The 22,571-nt window shown below is 63.0% G+C and carries 18 protein-coding genes; 7 read left to right on the top strand and 11 right to left on the bottom strand.

What is annotated here, in order from left to right; all coding sequences use genetic code 11:
- Positions 1-165 precede the first annotated feature (165 nt).
- Positions 166-771 carry a hypothetical protein gene (locus Pan216_RS16020; protein ID WP_145259297.1) on the top strand — a complete coding sequence of 202 codons (606 nt, stop codon included), beginning with the start codon at positions 166-168 and terminating at the stop codon, positions 769-771.
- A gap of 144 nt (positions 772-915) precedes the next feature.
- Here the strand turns inward: Pan216_RS16020 and Pan216_RS16025 are convergent, their stop codons facing one another.
- Together Pan216_RS16025 and Pan216_RS16030 are read right to left on the bottom strand one after the other, a co-directional pair.
- Entirely contained in the window at positions 916-2,088 is a 1,173-nt protein-coding gene (locus tag Pan216_RS16025) for a glycosyltransferase (RefSeq protein WP_145259299.1), read from the bottom strand.
- Between the two features lie 160 nt (positions 2,089-2,248).
- On the bottom strand, positions 2,249-3,322 hold the full coding sequence (locus tag Pan216_RS16030) for an SMI1/KNR4 family protein (protein WP_145259301.1): 1,074 nt from the start codon (positions 3,320-3,322) through the stop codon (positions 2,249-2,251).
- Between the two features lie 555 nt (positions 3,323-3,877).
- Between Pan216_RS16030 and Pan216_RS16035 the strand changes: the two genes are divergently transcribed.
- Positions 3,878-5,467: a sialate O-acetylesterase gene (locus Pan216_RS16035; RefSeq protein ID WP_145259303.1), complete on the top strand. Its 1,590-nt coding sequence runs from the start codon at positions 3,878-3,880 to the stop codon at positions 5,465-5,467.
- Positions 5,468-5,700: 233 nt separating this feature from the next.
- Here the strand turns inward: Pan216_RS16035 and Pan216_RS16040 are convergent, their stop codons facing one another.
- Positions 5,701-6,348: an MBL fold metallo-hydrolase gene (locus Pan216_RS16040; RefSeq protein ID WP_145259305.1), complete on the bottom strand. Its 648-nt coding sequence runs from the start codon at positions 6,346-6,348 to the stop codon at positions 5,701-5,703.
- Between the two features lie 199 nt (positions 6,349-6,547).
- Here Pan216_RS16040 and Pan216_RS16045 point away from each other — a divergent pair, with 199 nt between their 5' ends.
- Entirely contained in the window at positions 6,548-7,606 is a 1,059-nt protein-coding gene (locus Pan216_RS16045; RefSeq protein ID WP_145259307.1) for a 3-oxoacyl-ACP synthase III, read from the top strand.
- Positions 7,607-7,667: 61 nt separating this feature from the next.
- Here Pan216_RS16045 and Pan216_RS16050 read toward each other — a convergent pair whose 3' ends face one another.
- The 6 genes from Pan216_RS16050 to Pan216_RS16075 all read right to left on the bottom strand — a co-directional run bounded on the left by Pan216_RS16050 (position 7,668) and on the right by Pan216_RS16075 (position 13,855).
- Positions 7,668-9,860 carry an ATP-dependent helicase gene (locus tag Pan216_RS16050; protein WP_145259308.1) on the bottom strand — a complete coding sequence of 731 codons (2,193 nt, stop codon included), beginning with the start codon at positions 9,858-9,860 and terminating at the stop codon, positions 7,668-7,670.
- 201 nt (positions 9,861-10,061) lie between these two features.
- The gene (locus tag Pan216_RS16055; protein WP_145259310.1) at positions 10,062-10,889 is read right to left on the bottom strand and encodes an alpha/beta hydrolase; all 828 of its coding nucleotides are present in this window, start codon (positions 10,887-10,889) and stop codon (positions 10,062-10,064) included.
- Positions 10,890-10,906: 17 nt separating this feature from the next.
- The gene (locus tag Pan216_RS16060) at positions 10,907-11,734 is read right to left on the bottom strand and encodes an alpha/beta hydrolase (protein WP_145259312.1); all 828 of its coding nucleotides are present in this window, start codon (positions 11,732-11,734) and stop codon (positions 10,907-10,909) included.
- Between the two features lie 221 nt (positions 11,735-11,955).
- Positions 11,956-12,306 carry a cupin domain-containing protein gene (locus Pan216_RS16065; RefSeq protein ID WP_145259314.1) on the bottom strand — a complete coding sequence of 117 codons (351 nt, stop codon included), beginning with the start codon at positions 12,304-12,306 and terminating at the stop codon, positions 11,956-11,958.
- Entirely contained in the window at positions 12,303-12,665 is a 363-nt protein-coding gene (locus tag Pan216_RS16070; protein ID WP_145259316.1) for a hypothetical protein, read from the bottom strand. The genes Pan216_RS16065 and Pan216_RS16070 overlap by 4 nt, the downstream gene beginning before the upstream one ends.
- A gap of 2 nt (positions 12,666-12,667) precedes the next feature.
- Positions 12,668-13,855 (bottom strand): DUF6807 family protein, encoded by a 1,188-nt coding sequence (locus Pan216_RS16075; protein ID WP_145259318.1) that lies wholly within the window; start codon positions 13,853-13,855, stop codon positions 12,668-12,670.
- Positions 13,856-14,471: 616 nt separating this feature from the next.
- On the opposite strand from Pan216_RS16075, the gene Pan216_RS16080 reads away from it, so the two are divergent.
- Positions 14,472-14,996 (top strand): hypothetical protein, encoded by a 525-nt coding sequence (locus tag Pan216_RS16080; RefSeq protein ID WP_145259320.1) that lies wholly within the window; start codon positions 14,472-14,474, stop codon positions 14,994-14,996.
- 93 nt (positions 14,997-15,089) lie between these two features.
- Positions 15,090-15,830, top strand: a complete 741-nt coding sequence (locus tag Pan216_RS16085) for a class I SAM-dependent methyltransferase (protein ID WP_145259322.1) — start codon at positions 15,090-15,092, stop codon at positions 15,828-15,830.
- 9 nt (positions 15,831-15,839) lie between these two features.
- Here the strand turns inward: Pan216_RS16085 and Pan216_RS16090 are convergent, their stop codons facing one another.
- Entirely contained in the window at positions 15,840-17,429 is a 1,590-nt protein-coding gene (locus tag Pan216_RS16090; RefSeq protein WP_145259323.1) for a TlpA family protein disulfide reductase, read from the bottom strand.
- A 43-nt stretch (positions 17,430-17,472) separates the two neighbouring features.
- Here Pan216_RS16090 and uvrA point away from each other — a divergent pair, with 43 nt between their 5' ends.
- On the top strand, positions 17,473-20,370 hold the full coding sequence (gene uvrA / locus Pan216_RS16095) for an excinuclease ABC subunit UvrA (RefSeq protein ID WP_145259325.1): 2,898 nt from the start codon (positions 17,473-17,475) through the stop codon (positions 20,368-20,370).
- Positions 20,371-20,710: 340 nt separating this feature from the next.
- Entirely contained in the window at positions 20,711-21,523 is an 813-nt protein-coding gene (gene nagB, locus Pan216_RS16100; RefSeq protein ID WP_419192600.1) for a glucosamine-6-phosphate deaminase, read from the top strand.
- A 56-nt stretch (positions 21,524-21,579) separates the two neighbouring features.
- Here nagB and Pan216_RS16105 read toward each other — a convergent pair whose 3' ends face one another.
- The gene (locus Pan216_RS16105; RefSeq protein ID WP_145259329.1) at positions 21,580-22,326 is read right to left on the bottom strand and encodes a DUF429 domain-containing protein; all 747 of its coding nucleotides are present in this window, start codon (positions 22,324-22,326) and stop codon (positions 21,580-21,582) included.
- Positions 22,327-22,571: the final 245 nt, after the last annotated feature.

Here is a 22,571-nt window from a genome sequence, read left to right on the forward strand (position 1 = left end):
TCGACCAAATCTGAACCAAATCGGTTCGATTCTCTACAAATTTGACGCCAAAACGGGGTAATATTGGGTGTTGAGGGGAGCTTTCTTCGCTCCCCGTCCGCGGCAGGGAACCGGTCAGAGCTTTTTCGTCAGGAGTCATCGCCTCGATTGCGAGGAGGAACGAACGTGACCCAGATCACGAGTATTCAAGTCGCCCCCACGGGATTCGACGAGATCTCCGTGCGAAACAACATCTCGACCACCGCCGTTCAGGACGACAACCTCATCGCGGCTCAGACGACCACGAGCCTCGCCGCCGCCCAAGCGGAGGACGACATCCGCTTTTCGCCCAATCCCGAAGCCGAGCTGAGCATCGAGGAGCAGTTTCTCCACGACAATCCCTTCGGTCCGGTCGGCGAACTAAGCAACGGGGCTAGCAACGACGGCCGGTATTTCAGCGGCCTGATCCACAACGGCTTCTTCATCAACGATCGCTTCGTTCCAGGCTTTCGCAACTTGCCCAACGAGTTGCCGGAGACACCTTTTCAGGAAGAGGCGCGAGAGGTCCAACCACAAGCCTCCTCCCAGGCCATTGAAGAGGCTCGTCTTCAGATCGAAGAGCAGTTGGCTCAGCAAGAAGAGCAGCGGGCGCAGATCGAGCAAGCGGTCGATTCAACGACCAATCCCCGCAACAGCGTCTTTGTCCTGGCCGATCGAGCCGGCATCGACACCCCGGCCGCCCTGGAAGAACAGCGCCGCCGACCTGGGGAGTTCCTTGACGGGCGCTCCTAAGGACTTGGACCCCCAGCACTTAAGATGCCACTGGCTGCTTGCCGGCCAGTGACGAGTGGCTCGACTCCGCCAAGATTCCCATTCAGCAGTCGCGGCGGCACGGTCTCTGAGCGGCCATTCCGCAACCAACTACCAACCAATAACTTACGCCGCCATCCGCCGTGGCTGAACGGTCGATTCACCACCAACCCAGTCGCGGATCTTCTGCGTGAAGCAGTCAGTGTCAAACCGTCTGGTCCATGCCGTCAGCTCGGAGGGATGAAACGCGTCTTCCTCGGCTTCGAAGCGAACGACCGCTCGAGCGATCGCCTCGGGAGTCGGTTCGTCGAAAAAGAGCCCCGTTGGCCCATCGCCGCCGTCGAGCCTCCCTTCCGCGAAGCGGTCCAGATCGCGAACGGTGTCTCGCGCCCCACCCTGCCCCAGCGCGATCACGGGCCGGCCGGCGGCCATCGCTTCCAAGGGGGCGATCCCGAAGTCCTCGACGTTCGGAAAAATGAAGGCGCGACAACCGGCCACGAGCGACGGAAGCTCCTCGTCGTCGACCCACCCCTTGAGCGTGACATTCGGCGGACAGTCGGCTTCGAGTTGCTCCTTCACCGGGCCGTCTCCCACCACGACGAGCCGACGATCGAGGCCTCGGAACGCCTCCACCGCCACGTCGACGTTCTTGTAGGGCACGAGCGCGGAAACGATCAGGTAGTAGTCCTCCGAAGCACGACGGGCCTGCGCGAAGCGTTCGACCTCCACGGGGGGATGAATCACCCCCGCTTGGCGGCCGTAGATCCGTTCGATGCGTTCGGAGATGAACTCCGAGATGCCGACCATCTCGTCGACGCGTTTCGTGCTTCGCTTATCCCAGCGCTGAAGAGGACCGCGGCACCAGCTCATCGCGGTGCGCGTCAGCAGCCCCGAACGCGATTGCGAAAAGTAGTCGTCGTAGCGATCGTAGATGTAGCGCATCGGCGAGAGGACGTAGCTGACATGCCGGGCCCCCTCGGGCGGAACAATCCCCTTGGCGACGCAGTGACTGATGCTGATGACGAGGTCGACGGGCTCGATCGTCATCGTTTCCGCGAACGTGGGCAAGAGCGGCAAGTAGTACCGGTAGCGATCGCGCGCTAGCGGCATTTGTTGCAACAGCGACGTTCGAATCGGATGCGACTCGATCGTCTGGCTCACCGAACCAGGCTTGTGAAGAAGCGTGTAGATGGTTGCTTGAGGAAAGAGGTTGGCAAAGACCTCCAGCACCTTTTCGCCGCCGCGCATGCCGACGAGCCAGTCATGCACCAATGCCACGCGAGGAGAGCCGCCGCTCATCGAATCCACCTTCCTTGGCCGTTCCGCCTTCGACGCGGAGAATTCGGTCCATCGATTCGGGCCGAAAAACGCGGCGGGACCCTACCAGAGGAAGCCGATCACTCCAAGCCCGAACCGCGGCCCGACTCCAAGAAAGCTAAAGCGTTTGGCTGGAACGACTTCAGGAAGCAGCTCCGGCCAACCGTCCCGCCATCGCTTCTCCATAGGCGAGACAGGTGGCGTTGTCGTTTGATCGAGCGTGGCTGATTAGGAAGTCGTACGCCGCTTTCTGTTCCTCGGGCGTTGAGGCGAGAAAGAGGGCATTCTCGGCGGCGCGGATCGCCTGGGGCGACTTTTTCTTGCGGGCATAGTCCTTCGCGAGACCGAGGAACGCGGCCGACTTGGCGCTCGCCTTTCCCGAGAGAAACGCGAAGAGTGGATCGATGCGCGTGGCGGGGGGAAGACTCGCCGCCTCCTCCTTCACGAGTTGAACGACCTTCGTGAACCGCTCGGGACTGAAGTCGGGCCAACTCGCCATCAGGGTCGAACAGGCCTTGAAGAGCCATTCGGCCATTTTCGGCTTAAGCTGCTGGATCTGAAAGAACCCGGCCGCCTCGAACGCCGCGGCACCGTCACCGGCGGTCGCCTGTTCCGAGAGCCGGTCGATCGCCGCGTCAAGGGCGTTCTCGTTGCTGGCATCGATCTCTTTCGACTCGGTTTCGACCGACGGGTCGCCCTGGGCAAGTTTGAAGAGTTGCTCGGGCATCTCAAGTAGCGCCGCGACGCGGCAGGCATCTCCCAGCATCTCGACGACCGCCCGGGTCTCCTCGTCGACGCCGTCGACCTCGAAGGACTCTCCTTGCTTCGCCTTGGTGACTTGCTCCTCGGTCAGCGGTTGGCCCCGTTCCACGAGAAACTCGATCCGCTGCTCGAACTCGCGGCGGAGGAAATCGTCGAACCTGTTGCCCAACCAGGAGATGCGATTGGTCTCCCCTTCCCACATGACCAACGGCAGCTCCTTGGCGTTGCCCGCCCCGGCATAGAAGCAGAGGTAGTCCCCCATGCCGTTGTTGCCGATCGGAAAGAGCCCAACGGGGCCGCCGGGAGCGAGGACCGACGGATCGAGAACCGGGTCGTCGAGCCGCCAGAAGCCGATTTCGTCCTCCGGCTCGATCTTGCGAAGCGTCGTGATGTAAGTGTCCGGGAGGGAAACTCCCCATTGGACCGCCTGACTCTGGACCGCACTCGGATCCATGTGGAGTCTCCTTCAAACTGGCTGCGGGAACGGAGCGGGACTCCGCCCGATGGAAAATCTATCTTCTGGACACCTACCCGTCGTCCGAATTCGTGGTGTCCCACCACCGCGGAGGGCACGACAGCCGTCGCGGACTGCTGGTATCCTCTTTCTCATCAGGGAATGATGACTTTTGCGGACGAGCCCCCCTATGCTACCTAGTAAAGAGGGCTGAGGGTGGGTCGAATTTTCGGAGTTGGGCCCTAGGGGTCAATGTTCCTCGGATCGGGCATTCCTCAACGTTGGTAGCCGACGAAGGGTCGACCCGAGTACCCTGGGAACCTAGATTTATCACGTCTGGATGGGCCGACTCCTCTGACGTCGGCCTCGGCCGAAGGCCTCCGGTCATCGTGGATCGCCCAAGGGCGTCGCGGCCCCAATCAGCACGACAGGATCGTGACATGGTGGTCGCCTCCACCCATGACGCCTGACGGTTGAGTTTCGCAAGTCCGGATGAGCATACGGGTTCGTCCACCTCCAAGCTTGGACCGGATCGGCGGTGAAGGAAGGAATTGAATGATTCGTAAGTCGAAGCTCCCGGCGTTGGCGCTCGTCGCGGTTGCCCTCCTGTCGCAATCGGCGGCCCTAGCCGACATCAAGACTCCAGCCATCATCTCGGACCGTATGGTGCTCGAACAAGGTCGTCCCGTCACCATCTGGGGCACGGCCGACGAAGGAGAAACGGTCACCGTCTCCTTCCAGGGGCAAGAGAAAGCCGCCAAAGCGACCGGCGGACGTTGGACCGTCACGCTCGACCCGCTCGTCGCCGGCGGCCCCGAAACGATGACGATCAAAGGAAAAAACAAGCTCGTCATCCGCGACGTCCTCGTCGGCACCGTCTGGGTTTGCAGCGGACAGTCCAACATGGAATGGCCCCTGCGGAGCACCGAGGGCGCCGAAACCGCCATTAGCAAAGCCAACAACCCGAACCTTCGCTACTTCAAGGTCAAGCGAACGGCGCTCGACGCTCCCGCCGATGACGTCGAAGGCGAATGGGTCAACGCGACGCCGGAGAACGCTCCCGGGTTCTCCGCGGTGGGCTACTACTTCGGACACGACTTGCAGCGTGCGCTCGGCATTCCGGTCGGATTGATCGAAGCGAGTTGGGGTGGCACTCCCGCGGAAGCGTGGGTGTCCAAGGAAGCGATCGACGCGCGCCATCGCGATATCGCCTCGGCGTATGCCAAAGCCCTGGAGGCCTACCCGAAGGCCAAAGCACGTTACGATAAAGCGTACGAACAGTGGAAGAAGGACGTCGCGGCGCGCGAGAAAGACCCAAAGCTGCCGATGCCCCGCAAGCCTTACCTGCCGATGGGCCCCGAGAACCCCCGGCGTCCTTCCGCGCTTTACAACGGCATGATCGCCCCGCTGATTCCCTACACGATTCAAGGCGTTATCTGGTACCAGGGGGAGAGCAACGCGGGACGGGCCTTCGAGTACAAAAAGCTCTTTCCGAACTTGATCAACGATTGGCGCACTCAGTGGAAGCAGGGAGACTTTCCCTTCCTCTTCGTGCAATTGGCCCCGTTTCAGAAGAAGTCCAGCAAGCCGACCGAGAGCGGATGGGCCGAACTGCGCGAAGCGCAGCGGCTGACCTCGATCAAGGTGCCCAATACCGCGATGGCGGTCACCACCGACGTTGGTGATGAGAACGATGTTCATCCCCGGATGAAGCAGCCGGTCGGAAGCCGACTCGCTCTGGCGGCGCGGAAGCTCGCTTACGGCGAGAAGATTCCTCACACCGGACCGACGTTCAAGAGTGTGGAGATTCGCGGCGACACCGCCACGATCACCTTCGAGAACACCGCCGGCGGGCTCGTCGCCAAGGATGGTCCCCTCAAGGGCTTCTCCGTCGCGGGGGCCGACCGGGTCTTCCACAATGCCGACGCCAAAATCGTCGGGGACTCCGTGGAAGTTTCGAGCAAGGAAGTTCCTCACCCGACCGCGGTCCGCTACGGCTGGGCGAGCTATCCGGACGTGAACCTTTGGAACAAAGCGGGACTTCCGGCCTCGCCCTTCCGCACCGACGACTTCCCTTGGATCACGCAACCCAACGGCAAGCACACCCCGCCTCCGCCTTCGAAGACGCCCGCGAAGTCGAAGTAGGCCGTCGCCGGTCGAGGATGATGCCGCGAGCGTTGGACTCTTCGGATGCCTCTGGCCGCTCGGCCACGGTCAAACGTTCAAGCTCGAGTTGACGGTTCCATGCCTCGTTGTCACTGGCTGACCAGCAGCCAGTGGCACCCGAAAGGCAAGTCTTGACGGAACTCGAGCCGGCGAGGGAGTCGATCCGTGTCCTCGCCGACCGACGTTGAAGGCTCGAGACGAGCCGGACGGCCTCAGAAGGTAAAGGGATTGGATCGCTTCTCGTGGCCGATCGTGGTCGTGGGTCCGTGACCGGGATAGACGATGGTGGCGTCGGCGAGCGAGTAGAGCTTTTCGCGAATTCCCTTGCGAAGCAGCAAGCCGTCCCCGCCGGGAAAGTCGTAGCGTCCGATCCCGTTCTGGAAGAGAACATCCCCGCCGATGACGATCGGGGGTGTCGTCTCGACGCAAACGAACACGACGTGCCCCGGCGAATGCCCAGGAATCTCCCGCACTTCCCACTCGTAGCCGAGCGCCGTGAGCTTCTCGCCGTGCGCGACCGTCTTGTTCTGCGGCGGACTAGTGATCTCGGCCCCCGCCAGCCCACTGAGGTTCGCCATCGCATCGGTCAACATCACCGCATCTCCCTCCCCGATGATCAGGGGAGCGGAGGGAAAGGCCTCCTTGAGCGACGCGTTGCCGGCGATGTGGTCGACGTGACCGTGGGTGTTCCAGATCGCTTCAACGGTCAACTGGTGCTCGTCGATCCATTGCAGTAGCGCTCGGGTTTCGAACGATGGGTCGACGACGACGCACTTGCCTTCGGTCCGTCCGGTCAGGACATAAGCGTTCTCGCCGAAGGGGGGCGAAACGAAACATTCGATCTGAAGCGATTCGGGCATCTGACTGGCTTTCCGGTTGAGGATTCCATTCGGTCGAGGGCGGGACACTTCCTGGAGGTCCGCGGTCGCACACCTTTCAAACAGGGGCGTGGCCGCTAGAATGCCGAGCTGTGACGAACTTCGACGCCTCGAAACGATGGCTCGAGGTCGGTCGCCTGTCGGTGGGGCAATTCACGGTTCTTTGTACTGACATTCGAACATGCGCTATCAAAACGTTCGCATCGATTCCTTCGCCTACAACCTTCCCGACGAGATCGTTTCGTCGGAGGAGATCGAGCGGCGCCTTGCTCCGTTGTATGGGCGACTCGGACTGCGAGAAGGTCGCCTCGAGCTGATGAGCGGGATCAAGGAACGGCGTTTCTTTCCCGCCGGTACCCTCCCTGGCCCAACTAGCTGCGAGACGGCCCGCCAAGCGCTCGAGGCCTCAAGCATCTCCGCCGAGCAGGTAGGCTGCCTCATTCACGCGTCGGTCTGCCGCGACTACATGGAGCCCGCGACCGCGTGCCGCGTTCATCACGAACTCGGTTTGCCCGAGGACGCAACTCTTTTTGATCTATCCAATGCATGTCTCGGCTTCATGAATGCGATGACCCAAATCGCGAACATGATCGAGCTGGGGCAAATCGAGGCGGGGTTGGTCGTCTCGACCGAATCCTCGCGGGACCTGGTGGAAGCCACGATCGACCTCCTCAATCGCGACGAGTCGCTGAAGCGAAACGACATCAAGGACGCCTTCGCCAGCTTGACGATCGGCTCGGCTTCGGTCGCGGCGGTGCTGACCCATCAGCGGCTCTCTCCGACCGGTCCTCGTTTGCTCGGAGGGGCTTACCGGTCGGCGACGGCGCATCACGCCCTCTGCCGTGGGGGCCCCGATGCCAGCCTCGGCGAGTCGCGTCCCTTGATGAAGACCGACTCCGAAACAATGTTAGTCGCCGGATGCGATCTCGCGCGAGAGACCTGGGAGAAATTTCGTCGCGAGATGCATTGGGCCGACGATGTTCCCGAGCGATTCTTCGCCCATCAGGTCGGCAGCGCCCATCGGCGCCGGCTCTGCGAGTTGCTCAAGCTCGATCCCGACAAGGATCTGACGACGCTCGAATGGCTCGGCAACACGGGATCGGCGGCCCTACCCACGACGACCGCGCTGGCGATCGAACAGGGGTTCCTTCGTCCCGGCGATCGTTTCGCGATGCTCGGGATCGGGAGTGGCCTCACGTGCATGATGCTCGCCGGCGAGATGTCCCCTTCCCACGCGTAGGCCCACCACGAAGACCGAGCGACGTTCGCGTCAGTCAATGGCCTGACCTACGGGAAGAGGGTTACGCCGGTTCGACGGGAGCGCGACATAGCACAAAGCGTTTGGGGCCGACCGAGGGGAATTCAATAGTCGCTTTGCGATCCTCCCCAGCCCCCTCAAGCTGCAAGATGAGCCCCTGCCCGTAGACCGGATGCCGGACCGCCATGCCGCGATAGAAACGATCGGCCGGCGACGGTCCGCTAGCGCCATGGACGAGCGGGATGCTCGGTTCCTCCCAAGAAGGCTCCTGGCTGTAGTCGTCCGCGAACGAGTCCGCCCCCTCGCGCCAATCGTCGGCCCGGTCCTCGCGATCGAGGAAATCGTCGGGCAATTCCGCCAAAAACGGGCTCGGCGACATGTAGTTGGTGCGCCCCTGATAGAGTCGCCGTTGCGTGTAGCTAATCGTCAACTCTTCCCGCGCCCGGGTGATGCCGACGAACGCGAGCCGCCGTTCCTCTTCCTCGTTGCCCTCCTCGACACCGCGTTGGTGGGGCAGGATGTCGTGTTCGAACGCGACGAGGTAGACGATCGGGAACTCGAGCCCCTTGGCCGCGTGCAACGTCATCAACGTCACCACATCGGCGCTCGCGTCGCGCCGGTCCGCGTCGCTGGTCAGGGCGGCCTGCTCCATGTAGGCGAGCAGATCCTCCTCGGGGTTCTCCACCGACCAGGAACGCGCCGCACCGATCATTTCCTCGAGAAGGCCGAGCCGCGTCTGGCGTTCCTCCTCGGGAAGATCGTCCAATTGATCGCGATACGCGGTCAGACTGAGGATGGTGTCGATGGCGACCGCGGGGGCGAGCGTTTTGATCTCCTCGAGTTCCCGGAGCAGCTTGCCGAACGATCGCAGCGACGCCGCCGGCTTGCCCTTGATCGACTTGACGTCGGAAACGTTCGCGGTCGCCTCGGCGAGGGAGATCCCATGAGCGCGGGCGTGGGTCGCGAGACGTTCGAGCGTCCGCTGTCCGATCCCGCGCGGGGGCGACCCGACGGCGCGAAGGTAGGCCGCGTCGTCCTTCGGGTTGAGCGTCAGCCGCAAGTACGCGACGACATCCCGGATCTCCTTGCGTTCGAAGAAGGAGTAGCCCCCAATGACCTGGTAGGGAATATGGCGGGCGCGAAAAGCGGCTTCGAACGGCCGCGTCAAACTGCTGACACGCACGAAGATCGCGACGTCCCCGAAACGCCGCCCCCCCACCTCGACCCCCTCGCAAATATCGTTCGCGATCGCGTTGGCCTCGACGTCATCGCTCTGATAGCAGATGACGCGAACCCGGCTGCCGGGGGGATTGTCGGTGATCAACTCCTTGTGTTTGCGACGGCTGTTCTGCCGAATGAGCTGATCGGCGATCGAGAGAATATTCGCGGTGCTGCGATAGTTCTGCTCGAGGCGAAAGACCGACGCGCCGGGAAAGTCGTCCTCGAAGTGTAGGATGTTGTTCAGGTTCGCCCCCCGCCAGCCGTAGATCGACTGGTCGGGATCGCCGGTCACGCACAGGTTTTGGACCTTCAGCGACATGCCTCGCGCGATCGCGTACTGGGCGAGGTTGGTGTCCTGGTACTCGTCGACGAGGATGTAGCGGAACCGTTCGTCGAGCTGCGTTCTCACTTCCTCGTCGCGGCGCAACAGATCGGCGAAGACGAAGAGCAAGTCGTCGAAGTCGAACGCATTCTGCTCCTTGAGCCGCTCCTGGTAGCGCGGATAGACGTCGGCGACGAGACGATCGAAGTAGTCGGCCGCTTGAGACTGGAACTCCGCCGGCGAGGTCAACTCGTTCTTGAGATTGCTGATGCGATGCTGAAACTTTCCCGGCGGGAAGTGGCCGGTGTCGAGCCCCATCTCCTTGATGATGCTCGTCAGGGCCCGGCTTCGGTCGGACTCGTCCAGGATCGAGAAGTTCGGCTCGAAACCCGCTCGCTCGCCATAGCGACGCAACATGCGGGCGCAGAAGCCGTGAAAGGTGCACGTCAGCGGCGGTCGCCCGACGATCAGCGACGCCAAACGATGGCGCATCTCGTCGGCGGCCTTGTTCGTGAAGGTGACCGCGAGCACCGACGAGGAGGGAATCCCCACCTCGTTGACCATGTGGGCGATGCGGTGCGTGATCACGCGGGTCTTCCCGCTGCCGGGGCCGGCGAGGACCAACATCGGCCCTTCCGTGTGCGCGACCGCGGCACGCTGCGCGTCGTTGAGTCCATCGAAGAGTCGGGACATCGGGAATCCCTTCGCCAATGTGCCTCGAGGTTGAAACGGCTCAAACCGTCGGGTGTTCGTGGCGGGCAACGGCCTGCCCCCTTCCGCGTGCCCGCGCGAGCGACTAGGGAACCTGACGGAGTTCAACCAAGAGAAAAGCGTCGTTCAGCTATCCAAATCGAATGGAGTATTGTACGGGCTCGGCGCGGTCGCGTCGCGACTTCATGGAGAAACGTCGCTCGTCGCCTGCTCGGCAAAGGCTCCCGTGAGGAACGCCGCAAGTCGCCGCCGGTAGATCTCGCCACCGTAAGCCATCAGGCCGATGTGCTGGGCATCGGCGACCTCGAAGAGCTCCTTTGGACCGCCCGCCAGCTCGAAGAGTTCCTGAGCCATCTGGATCGGGACGAGGTTGTCGCGTTTGCCGTGTCCGATGAAGAGAGGGCGATGATAGGAACTGATGCGGTCGCGGTTGTCGAACCGGGTCACCATCAGCCAAGGAAAGGGTAACCACGGGTAGACCAAGCGGGCGACGTCCGGCAGCGAGGTGAACGTGCTCTCGATCACCAAGCAGCGATGCTCGACCGCGAGTGCCAGTTCGAGGGCGACCGCGCCTCCCAGGGAGCGACCGAAGATCACCACGCGCTCGGGCGAAATCCCCTTCTCCTCGACGAGCCAGCGGTACGCCGCTCGGCTGTCGCGATAGAAGCCCTCCTCCGACGGTCGGCCGTCGCTCTTGCCGTAGCCACGGTAGTCGATCGCGAAGAAGTCGACATCGAACGATCCGAGCCATTCGCGAATCAGCTCGGCGCGCCACGCGAGACTACCGGCATTGCCGTGGAAGAAGAGCACCACCGGCTTGGGCGTCCCTTCGTCGACGACGATTCGCGGCTGTTCGCGACGGTCGGCGTCGGTGCAGTACCAACCGTGAAGCGAGACCCCGTCCTCGGTCGAAAAGAGGATATCCTCGTAGACCAATCCTTGGGGCAGCCAGTCACCCGCGGGATGCTGCTCGGGCTTGAAGATCAGATTTCGTTCGATGTTCGTGACCATCGAGTCCTCGAATCCCACTACTGCTGAAGGAACCGCCTCACCTCGTCGAAGAAGACTCCGTCGGCGATGTCGTTGTGACCGCGATCGGGCCGAATCAACACCCCTTTGGGCTCCCCGGCGGCCTCGAAGAGCCGCTTGCCGTGCGAGACCGGGATGATCGCGTCACGTTCGCCGTGCGTCAGGAACAGCTTACCTCGATATTGGGCGATCCGTTGGTACGACGGAAAGCGATTGCGCATCACCATGCGGACCGGCAACCAGGGATAGAGTTCCGCCGCCACCTCCGGAGCTCCCGCGAATGGGCACAAGAGGATCAGCGCCCGATGGGGAACTTCGAGCGCCAGCTCCAACGCGACCGCGGCGCCGAGGGAGGCTCCGCAAAGCATGATGCGATCGGGATCGATCCCGAACTCATCGGTCAGCCAACGGTACGCCGCTCGGCTATCACGGTAGAGGCCTTGCTCGTAAGGCGTTCCCTCGCTGCGTCCGAAGCCGCGGTAGTCGAACAGAAGCACATCGGCCCCGAGCGTCTCCTGCCAGCGCCGGGCAAGTGCCGCTCGACTGCTGATCTCGCCGCCGTTGCCGTGACAGAAGAGCACGACCGGCCGTTCGTCTTCCTTCTCCGTCGACAGCGCTGTCGGGCACGGACAGTACCAAGCCTCGATGAGCAGTCCGTCATCGGTCGTCAGCCAGTAGGGTTCATGTGTGAAATCGCGAGGGACTTGGCGAATCCCCCCTCGTGGGTAGAGGAGGAAGGTCTCCAAACTCATCATCAACAGGACGAGCAGACAATAGGCGCCAAGTCCCCAAGCGGCGAGGAATGCGGCTTGCTTCACCAAGGGCATGAAGAGATCCCGAGTACGAACGTCTGAGGCATGATGGTGGATGGTTCTAATGAGTTGGGGACGATTCCCGATCCGAGATCAATCCTTGCGATGGCGTTGCGGCGACGAAGCCGTCGACAGTTCACGACACGTATTCACGGAACATGTGAGTCCTTTCCGCATGCCCACGCAAGCGTGAGCATGGGACCCAGCACCCGGATCGTGGCACCTCGGGGCGAATGCTAGCAACTCTTGTCCATCCGCGGAACCAGGCAGAGGAACTTCATCGCCTCACCGCCGGTGTTTCGGAACTGATGGACCTCGCCGCTGGCAACGTAGACGCAGTCGCCGCCGCGCAGGGGTCGTTCCTCGTTTCCCTCGAGCACCACGCCCTCCCCGGAGAGAACGAAGACTTCATGCTCGTAGGGATGGGAGTGATGGGGAGTCTCGCCTCCCGGTGCGACCTCGAACTGCCTCATCACGAAGTTCGGTGCACCGTCCCCTTCACCAATCAGGACGCGCATCGATACCTGCTTGGCCCCCTCCATCGCGACCGGTTCGGCCGGAATCGACTCTGACGGGCAAACTTTCATGACCTCTTCTCTCCATCCTCGGCGACCTCGCTCTCCACGAGCGTCGCGTCCCTGGTGTCGTTCTGGTCCCCGGACGTCGCGGAGGGCCCTTCGTCGAAGAATCGGTCCAGACCGATCGTCAAGACGACGAGGACCAAGATGACCGAGACCTCCCCCACAATCAACCACAGGGCGTGGTCGTCAATCCACTCCATCCACGGGGGCATCGGCGCCATCGGGGCCGCTTGCTCACCGATCGCGTACGTCGGCGTCGGGACGTAGAACCACCCGACGAGATACGTGAAGATCGTGATGAGCAAACCACCGCACGCAATCAGCAAAAGGAAGTAGAACGGATTTCGTATGGGCGCTGCCGCCATCGTCACTCCACCACCACGCTCGGGGGCGAAACCATATCCTGGTACTGCCGCTCGATCTGTTCCCTCGTCACCTTCTCGTTCGTCGAGACCCAAAAGCGATAGTGGACCCGAAGTGGCTTCTTCGCGGTGACCTCATAGGGGAAGTACTCACCGAACCGGCCGTAGCCGCGCTCGGAAAACTCGGCGTTGTCGGGGTTCTTCGGGTCGGAGAGATAGGCGACGGTGATCGGTTCGCCGTCGAGCTTGTACTGCAGCGCGTTCCAGGGCAGATCCTTGTGATCGGGCCCATTGAACTGCTTGTTCGCCGGCATGTCGCTCCACTTCTCCGGTCGAAGATAGCGACCGTCGTTCGATTCGGCCAGCGCCTGCGCCGCCCGGAACTGAACGCCCGCGTGCTGCCGGTCTCCTTCGAGCCGGACGGGACCGTCGACCGCCGCCAGCTCCGAACGGAAGTCAATGAGCATCGTCTCCTTGTCGATCGGAAAGACGCGAAGCATTCGTGTCTCCTCGAGGAAAGTCTTGCCCTCGCGATCGTTCCAGTCGATCCGCAGTTCATGCCCGCCGAAAACCGGTCCGAGGAACTCGTTGACGATCTCCCGATGGGCCTGGTGTTCTCCCTTTCTCGCATGCCAAATGTCGAGTTTGCGGTCTCCCGCGGTGATCCTATTGTAGCCGAAGAAGATGCCGCGATGATGCGGGAACTTGCCTCCGAGGCCCTTCGTGATCAACCGCTTGCCATCGGGCCGGAAGACGTGGTGGTAGACCTTCTTGGTCTCCTCGATGCGCTCGGGGTCGAAGCTCTCGTGCATGTAGGAAGCGAGCGGGGAGCCGTCGAAGCGTAGTTGCGTCCACTTGCCCGGCTCCTCTTTCCACTCGAACTTGCCGTCGGCGCAGTCGACCCCGAGCTTGATCGTGGCTGGCTCGGACTTGCCCTTGGCGAGCTGATCGACCACCCACCAAACGCGGGTCTTGCCCCCCGGTTGCTTCTCGAGTTGAGCGGGATAGCGCGACGTGCCCTGCTCGACGCACGCCGGCTTGGTGTGAGCGTCCGCGGGAAGCTCGAGGTCGACGTGAACCGGAACTCCCTCCCGGTCGACCTTCCCGGCTTCGACGTTCACTTTCCACTGTTGGCCCATCGCCAGACAGGGAACAATCGCCAACGCCACCAGAGCCCCAAATGGTTTGATCATTTCTTCTCCCTCAATGGTGTCGCACTACGTGATCAGCAACGTTCGACTGCACGAGGATGCTCTTTGATCTCCCTTGTCCAAGGGGAAAGCCTCTTTCGTCCCCCCCTGTCCAAGAGGGAGCAATTAGACTTCCCTTGGCCAAGAGGGAGCAATTGGACTGCCCTTTTGGAGCAAGGGGAGCGTGTACGGATAAGCATCAAGTCTACTCAAGGTGCCCAAAACCGGATCCTACCCGTCTCCCGCCGATCCGGTCTTGCGAGAAACCAAACGTCATCGTATGGGGACGTGTGGTGGAAAGGACCCTTCGAGCCGCTTTCCGAGCGACCTGGCGGCCGGTTGGGAGGAGAAGAGTCGTCCCTTCTTGGCACACCTCTCCCCTTTCCGCATTGACGAGGCACGCGGTCACCGGCCACCATTGGGAGGTGGTGTCCGTCCATCGCCCTCGGCAATGCGCGCCGACCGTCCTGGTGGCCGCGAGCCCTCACCCGCTCGATCGGGGACGGACCGAACCTGGGGAACCGACCTTCATCCGTGCCCGCGCCGCGGCCACGGAACTTGACTGTATCATCAGTCGTGGTCTAGACTTAAGTTTAGACTGCGAAGGAAGGAGACCAACATGAAGCAAGTGCCCGAGTCGCATCCCCTTCGTGCCCTCTTTTCCGGGCTGACCGAGCAGACTTTCTTCTGCGAGATGGGCGTCGCCGACACACGTTTGACCGATTATCTCTCTCAACTACTCGTTCGCTTCATCCACCGAGACTCGATCTACATGCTCAAGGGCTCCCAAGGGCGCCGCCTGGTCGAGATCGCCGAAATGTTGCTCGACGCCGACCGCCCCGAGCACGACGCAAAGACCCGGCGCGAGATCTTCCGCCACGCCGGCGACGTCGCTCTCTTCTGGTCGGGGGTCTATCCGGAAGCCCTCCAGCGTTCCAAGGGATCGGGCAAGATCAGCGTGCGGCTCGAGGAGGTCTTCGCTCAGGGCAAACGCTCCTACTACATCGCGAGCACCTACTCCGATACTCCCAAGCAAGCCGACGAGGCCCCGGTCCTGCGCCGACTCAGCGATGACTTCGAGATCTGCGCCCAGGGACTACGTCGCGTTCGCAGTTGCTGGGAACACAAGGGCGAGGCCTCCTAGGGACCGCGGAGGCTCACCCCGATACGATGCCCTCATCGCCTTCGCCCGCCGGCGCTGCTCGATCGGTGAGCGATCGCTCGGAGGACATTCGCGATGAGCACCGAAGACGTCAAGGAACACTACGAAACGCTGCTGGCCGAGCACTATACCTGGATGTGCGGCGACTTCGACCGGCGTGTCGAGGAAACGATCGCGTTCTTTCGCCGCTTGACACTCGAGACCAGTCCCGAGCGGGCTCTCGACCTCGGCTGCGGGTCGGGGATTCAGTCGATCGCCCTGGCGCAGCTCGGCTACGAAGTCACTGCCGTCGACTTTCAGGCCAGCCTCCTGGAGGAGCTTCGCGAGTTGGCCTCGGGGCTCTCCATCAAGACGATCGAGTCCAATTTGACGGCTCTCGATCCCTCCAGCGACCTCGGCGGCCCGTTCGACCTCGCCGTCTGCATGGGCGATACGCTCCCGCACCTTCCCGATGCCGACGCGGTTCGGCAACTCATCTCCAGCACCGCCAAGTCTCGGCTCAAGCCGGAAGGCCGCTTCATCGTCGGCTTTCGGGATCTCTCCCAGGAACTCACCGGAAGTGATCGAGCGATTCCCGTCCGACTCGACGACGACCGCGTCATGCTGACCTTCCTCGAGTATCTTCCCGAACGCGTGATGGTCCACGACATGGTGCTCGATCGGCGCAAGGGCGAGTGGCAACTACAGAAGAATGCCTATCCCAAGCTGCGGCTCTCGGAAGTGGGAGTGAAGGAAATGCTGACCGAGGCGGGGTTCACGATCGAGGAGACATCGGTCACGCGAGGGATGTGTCATCTCGTCGCCCACCGCTCGTGAGGGGCGAACTCACGAGCCGAGGTAGGAGCGAGTCGCCGCTTTCGCGGGCTGCTTGGAAAGCGGGCTCGTTTGCGACGCGACGCGACGCGGTTTGGCGACGCCGCTGAGATTGCGGGCGATGATCCGATCGAGCTTCGCGAGGCTCTTCGCATCGCAGCCGTTGCTTCGGAAGAGCACGGTTCCCTCGCGATCGAGCAGCACGAGCGTCGGGTAGTGTGTGACTTGGAACCGCTGGCGAGGGGTACCCGCATCCTCCATCGAGGTCGCGACCACGGAATACTCGATCCCCATGTCACGCCTAACCGCGGCAGCCACTTCGCCGGCCTCGTCGACCTCCTGCCATTCACACGCGATGCCGACGACTTTCAGCCCCGTCGGCGAGTAACGCCGATGCAGCGAATTGAGCTTCGGCACGCTCTGGCGACAGGGAATACACCAGCTTCCGAAGAAGTCGATCAACACGAGATCGGCATCGAGCGTCTCTTCGGCCTTCTGCCGCGGAGCCGGTTCCTCGACGACCGGCTCAACGTGTCGAACCGACTGCGTGACCGGTTCCTCGATCGCGGCCGGCGGTTGCGGTTTGGAAACACTCGCCGCCAACTCCTTCGGGGCGGAGTCGTCACGTATCGGCGTCCAAGGATTCGTCGCGGGGCGCGGCCGCTGCTTCGCGGCGAACTGACGAGGTGCGTTCGACGAGTCGAGCGGCTCGATCGAACGGAGCATCACCGGCGTCTGGACCGAGAGCCGCCCCGCCGAGGGAGCGGCCGCGAGAAACGCCGACCGCCGAGGGGCTGGTCGGACCGGCTGGCGATGCACCTGATTGCCGGTGCTCGGGGCTTCGACGCCCGTGCCATTGGTCGTCACCTGGATGTAGACCGCCGCATCGGGGGGCTTGGCGATGACCGAGCCCCGCAAGCGACGCCCGTACGACGACGTCATCGCGATCAGTTCGTAGCTCGTGCCGTAGCAGAGATTACGAACCTTGAAGCGTCCGTCGGAGCCCGAGGCGAGTTCCGCGGTAATGGCCCTTTTGCTGAGGTCGACGACTTGAATACTCGAGAGGGGCGCGGGTCGACCGTACTCATCGACGACGATACCGGAGAGTTCTGGGCCGTCGGTGGCCGGTTCAAGCTTCGAGCCCGGGGCCCCCGGACGAGGAGTCTCCCCCACCACCCGACGATTGAGCACGCCGGTGTCGTTGGGACGCGGATTGTCGGTCAGCTTCGGTTCGCGCATCGCCGCGCCGGTCGCCGCGATGCCAATGCCCGGAACCACGGCGGGCGTGGAGACGACGGGTTGAGAGCCGACCGGCGGCGCCACCGGTTGCGCCGCAGCCCCCGCGGAGACGCCCGGAACAATCGCGGGAGCGCTGGGCGAGGCCGGTACGCGCACCGCCGGCGGGTTGAGACCTCCCCCCGCTCGCGGGCTCGGCAACTCCGACATCACGACCGGAAGGGTCGTATCCTCGACCGGCTCGTTGGCGAGCTGGAAGCGATTGCTGGCACAACCGCTCAGCAGCACCACGATCGCCGCCAATCCAATAGCCCAATACCATCGGTTGGGGAGCATCGACGTCGAGGCGAACGCGTCCGTTCGCATACGGTGATCCCTCTCTCATAAAACAAGACGAACCGAACGGCGAATGACGAGTGGCTTGGGAAGTTCCTCGAAGCGTCGCCGTGCGTGGAGCCTGTCCAAGGTCGGCCGTCAGGCTCCGAGCAAGTCTTCCCGACGGCAGGCCGAAGTCAAGGGAATGCTGGTGCAAGAGTACACTCGTTCCATCTCGATCCGGGGCGCCAGAACCCACAACCTGCGCAATGTTGACTTGGATCTCCCACACGGCAAACTCACCGTCATTACCGGAGTCAGCGGATCCGGCAAAAGTTCCCTCGCATTCGATACAATTTTCGCCGAAAGTCAGCGCCGCTACATCGAATGCCTCGCCCCATTCTCCCGGCATGTCCTACGCCGCCTCGAACGTCCCGACGTCGATGACATCCGTGGTCTGCCTCCGAGTATCAGCGTTTCCCAAACCGCCTCGTCGAGCAACAATCCGCGCAGCACCGTCGCGACCCTCACGGACATTCACCACTACTTGCGACTTCTCTACGCCCGGGTCGGTGACGTCTTCTGCCACCGCTGCGGAACCCCCATGCAGGCCCTCAGCATCGACGAGATGCTTGACCGCATCGAGGCACTCCCCGATGGCGAACGCCTGCACGTCTTGGCCCCCCTCGTTCGCGGTCGCAAGGGCAGTCATCGTGAGGAGTTCCTCAAGATTCGTCGCGAAGGGTTCGTCCGAGCCCGTCTCAACGGCAGCATCAGCATGGTCGATGGGCCGATCGAACTCGATCCCACCAAGCCTCACGACCTCGAGATGGTGGTCGATCGACAAATCGTCCGCCCCGAGATGCGCGAACGCATGACCGAGTCGCTCCAAACGGCGCTCAAGCACGGGGGCGGAACCGTCATTATCGCGGTCGATCGCGAAGGCGAATGGGTCGACCACCTCTTCAATTCGCGATATTCATGCGGTGCATGCGAAGTCAGCTACGCGGAGATCGAGCCTCGCACGTTCAGCTTCAACAGCCCGCACGGCGCCTGCCCCACCTGTCAGGGACTCGGCACCCGGCTTGACTTCGTGGAAGAGGCGGTCATCCCCGATCCGACCCGCTCCCTCACGGGCGGAGCGGTCGTTCCCTTTCGCACGAAGGGCGGCAAGGCGACCGCGGCACTCCTCAAGTCCCTGAAGACCTGGGCAAACGGCCCGAGTTGGCTCGAACGTCCCGTCGCCGAGATGCCCGAAGAAGTCCGTCACGAGCTTTGGAACGGCAGCGACAAGTATCCAGGGCTCCGAAAGCTCCTGCAACAAGCCGACCTCAAGCAGGACGAGGACGACGATGATCCCTTCGCGGCCTTTCGGCGAACGCTCCCCTGCCCCGACTGCGACGGAACCCGACTCGGGCCCATCGGACGTAGCGTGACGATCGGCGGCGTCGCGATCACGACGCTCTTGGGACAATCGGTTGAAGAGATTCGCGGCGTCCTCGCCTCCATGGACCTCAAACCCGAGAAGCGAGCGATCGCCGGCCCGATCCTTCGCGATCTCGACAGTCGACTCGGCTTCCTCAAACGGGTCGGCGTTGGTTACATCGCGCTCGATCGTCCAGTGGCCACGCTCTCGGGTGGTGAATCGCAACGCATTCGTCTGGCGAGCTGTCTCGGCGCCGGCCTCAACGGAGCGTGCTACATCGTCGATGAGCCAACGGCCGGACTTCATGCGCGTGACACTTCGCGGCTTCTCGGCGTCATGGAGGATTTGCGTCACGGGGAGAGCACCGTCCTCGTGGTCGAGCACGACGCCAACACGATTCGACGAGCCGACGTGGTGGTCGAGATTGGCCCGGGCGCGGGCAGCGAAGGAGGTACGATCCTCCGGTCGGCGCCGCTGGAAGCGTTTCTCGACGAGGAGGGGCTGACCGCGGACTATCTGAGCGGGCGTCGCCAAGTCGTTTCGGAACCGCGAACGCCCAGCGAGGATCCGACGTCTTGGCTAACGATTCGCGGCGTTCGCCATCACAACCTCGACGACGTGACGGCGGCGATTCCACTCCAGCGACTCGTCGCGATCACCGGAGTCAGCGGTTCCGGCAAGAGCTCGCTCGTGGTCGATTGCCTCGCTCCCGCGATCCGTCGTGCCCTCGACTTGGGTGGTCCTCCCCCTGGAGCGTTTGACGTTCTCGAAGGGGTCGACCAAATTGGTCGACTGGTGGTGGTCGACCAACGTCCCATCGGCCGGACGCCCCGCTCGACGCCCGCGACCCACGTCGGGGTTTTCGACGAGATCCGGGCCCTCTTCGCTCGCTCCCGGCAAGCGAAACTGCGCGGGTTCCCCGCCACGCGTTTCAGCTACAACCACAAGTCGGGCCAGTGCCCCGAGTGCAAGGGAATGGGAGCCCTTAGGGTCTCGATTCCCTCGCTCGGCGACGAGTTTCATCCCTGCCCCGCCTGTCGCGGTCAGCGCTATAACCGCGCGACGCTCCAGGTCCGCTATCGCGGATGTTCGATCGCCGATGTCCTGGAGCTGTCGATCGAAGCGGCGGCCGAGTTCTTCGTCGATCACCCCCGCGTCGCCCCGATTCTGAAGACGCTCGTCGACGTCGGCCTGGGATACCTCAAGCTCGGCCAATGGGGAACGACTCTCTCCGGCGGCGAGTCGCAACGACTCAAGCTCGCCCGTGACCTGGGTCGCGAACGCGAGGCCACGACGCTCTACATGCTCGACGAGCCGACCACCGGCCTGCACTTCCACGACGTCGCTCGCTTGTACGCAGTGTTGCGAGGGCTGGTCGATCGCGGCCACAGTGTCGTCCTGATCGAACACGATCTCGACCTGATCCGCGCTTCCGACTGGATCCTCGACCTTGGCCCCGAAGGTGGTTCGCACGGCGGCCGCATCGTCGCCCAAGGCCCTCCCGACATCGTTGCCCAATCGACGGAAAGCATCACGGGAGCCGCGCTCCGTGGCGAGTTCGCGTAGCCCATCCGCGTCGATGGGGTTTTCTCTTATCACCTCTCCCACGGGGAGAGGTCGGCGAGCGAAGCGAGACGGGTGAGGGGACAAGACGCCCTGAATGACAAGGCGATTCGTCGAAGAATAGCCCCCTCACCCCTAACCCCTCTCCCACAGGGAGAGGGGAACAAGAGGCTAACTCTCCCACAGGGAGAGGGGAACAAGAGGCTGACTCTCCGACAGGGAGAGGGGAATGAGAGGTTCCCTCGTGGCGGGCTCTGCCTCGGGTCGCCGCCAGACACCGGCTCCGTCGGTCCGTATAGAATCCCGGAGACCTACCGAACATTCTGGAGCGCCGCGCAGTCCCATGGCCAAAGTCACCTTCGTCAACGTTGATCGCCCCGCCCTCGAAGGGGTCGCGATTCCCGCCCGCGTCTACAAGAGTTCCGAGGAAGCGGTCAAGGATGTCGCCCGCAACGCGGCCGGCCTCGTCGAGGCTCGTCGGCAAGAGGGAACGCCGTGCGTCCTGGGCCTACCGACGGGATCGACGCCGGTCGGCGTCTATCGCGAACTCGTCCGCATGCACCGCGACGAGGGACTTAGCTTCAACCACGCGATCACGTTCAATCTCGACGAGTACCTCCCCATCCCCAATGACGATCCCAACTCCTTCCAGCAGTTCATGCGGGATCAGTTCTTCAATCACGTTGACGTGAAAGAGAACAACCTCCATATCCCCGATGGAACCACGCCCATCGCGGAAGTGGACCGCCATGCCGAGGAGTACGAAGCGGCGATCGCCGAGGCCGGCGGGTTCGACCTGATGCTTCTCGGTATTGGCCGGACGGGGCACATCGGCTTCAACGAACCCGGATCGGCTCCCGACAGCCGCACCCGACGGGTCGAGTTGAGCGCGGAGACGCGCCACGACGCCGCGAAAGCCTTTGGTGGTCTCGACAACGTCCCGACCCACGCGATCACGATGGGCCTTCAGACGATGTTCCAGGCGGAGCGTATCGTGCTGCTCGCGTTCGGGGAGCACAAAGCCGAGGCGGTGCGAAAGGCCCTCGAAGAGCCCCCTTCCTCCGACTGCCCCGCGAGTTTGTTGCAACGTCACGAGTCAGTCGCGTTCGTCCTCGACGAAGCGGCCGCGAGCGGGCTGTCGCGCATGAGCGGCTAGATCGTCAAAGCCACTCCAACGGTTCCATCGCCATTCTCCAGCAATCGTTCCCCCCCTCAGTACCAAATCCCCATCGGAATTCCCTTCCGATCGCCCGGCGGGGGAACGGGCAAGACGTTCGCGATCCCACGGGCAATGCGCTCGGCACTCCAGAGGACCGCGAAAGCGTCAAGGATGTCGTCGTCGGCCACGTCGTTCACCGCATAGCTCTTCCGAATGGACGAGAATACTCCCCTCCCAAACTGACGACCGAGGAGTCGCCGGCGTGCGCGATGTCCCTCCGGCGTCCGTTTACCGGCAACAATGGACTGGCCGCCGTTGAGTTCGTGGAAACTCAGTTCCGGATGGACTTCGAAGACGCGGGCGCAAATCGACGCATCCCTGGTCAGCGCCATGTCGAGTTCGCGGACCTTGCGATAGATCCCCCAAGCTTGCGCCGCGACGCCACGACCGTCGCGCCGGCGCGTGATCCGGGTCGCTTCGGCATGCGAGGTCGCCCGAAGCGCGGGGCGGATGGGAGCCGAGAAGACGCTACTCGAACGCGGCCAGCCGAGGACCTTGCGGGCGTCGACGTCACAGGCACGTCGTCCGGCCTCCGTCAGTCCGATCGGCATGTCGATCCCGATCACCGTCGGAAGCGGCAACTGTCGTAGCAGTGACGCCGCGTCGGGAAAGAGCCGCGAACCGATCTCCAAGCTGCCCGGCTCTCTCGTCACGCAAAACCACCCCGAGCGACAGCCATCGACGCCCGCCACCATGGCACCCAGGTCGATCTTCGCGTTTCGTTCCTTTGAAAGACACACGAAGGAAGTTCTCCTCGATCCTTTCCCCGAGACGCCGATTTCTTGCTTGCCTTCGCGCCGCGTCTCACGGCTATGATAGCTACCCTGGATACCGACGCTCCGCCTATGGCGCCGCGTGCGAAATGCGGGCCGCTACACGACGCGAGCGTTCTTGCTGAAGCGACCTACCAACCACCTCGCGAGTCCTTCTCCTTCGTGGCGGGTTGACGGACGGGCCCGCGGTTCCGACGCGAAAGAAGTCGTTC

The sequence above is a fragment of the Kolteria novifilia genome, assembly GCA_007748055.1.
Taxonomy (GTDB): domain Bacteria; phylum Planctomycetota; class Planctomycetia; order Kolteriales; family Kolteriaceae; genus Kolteria; species Kolteria novifilia.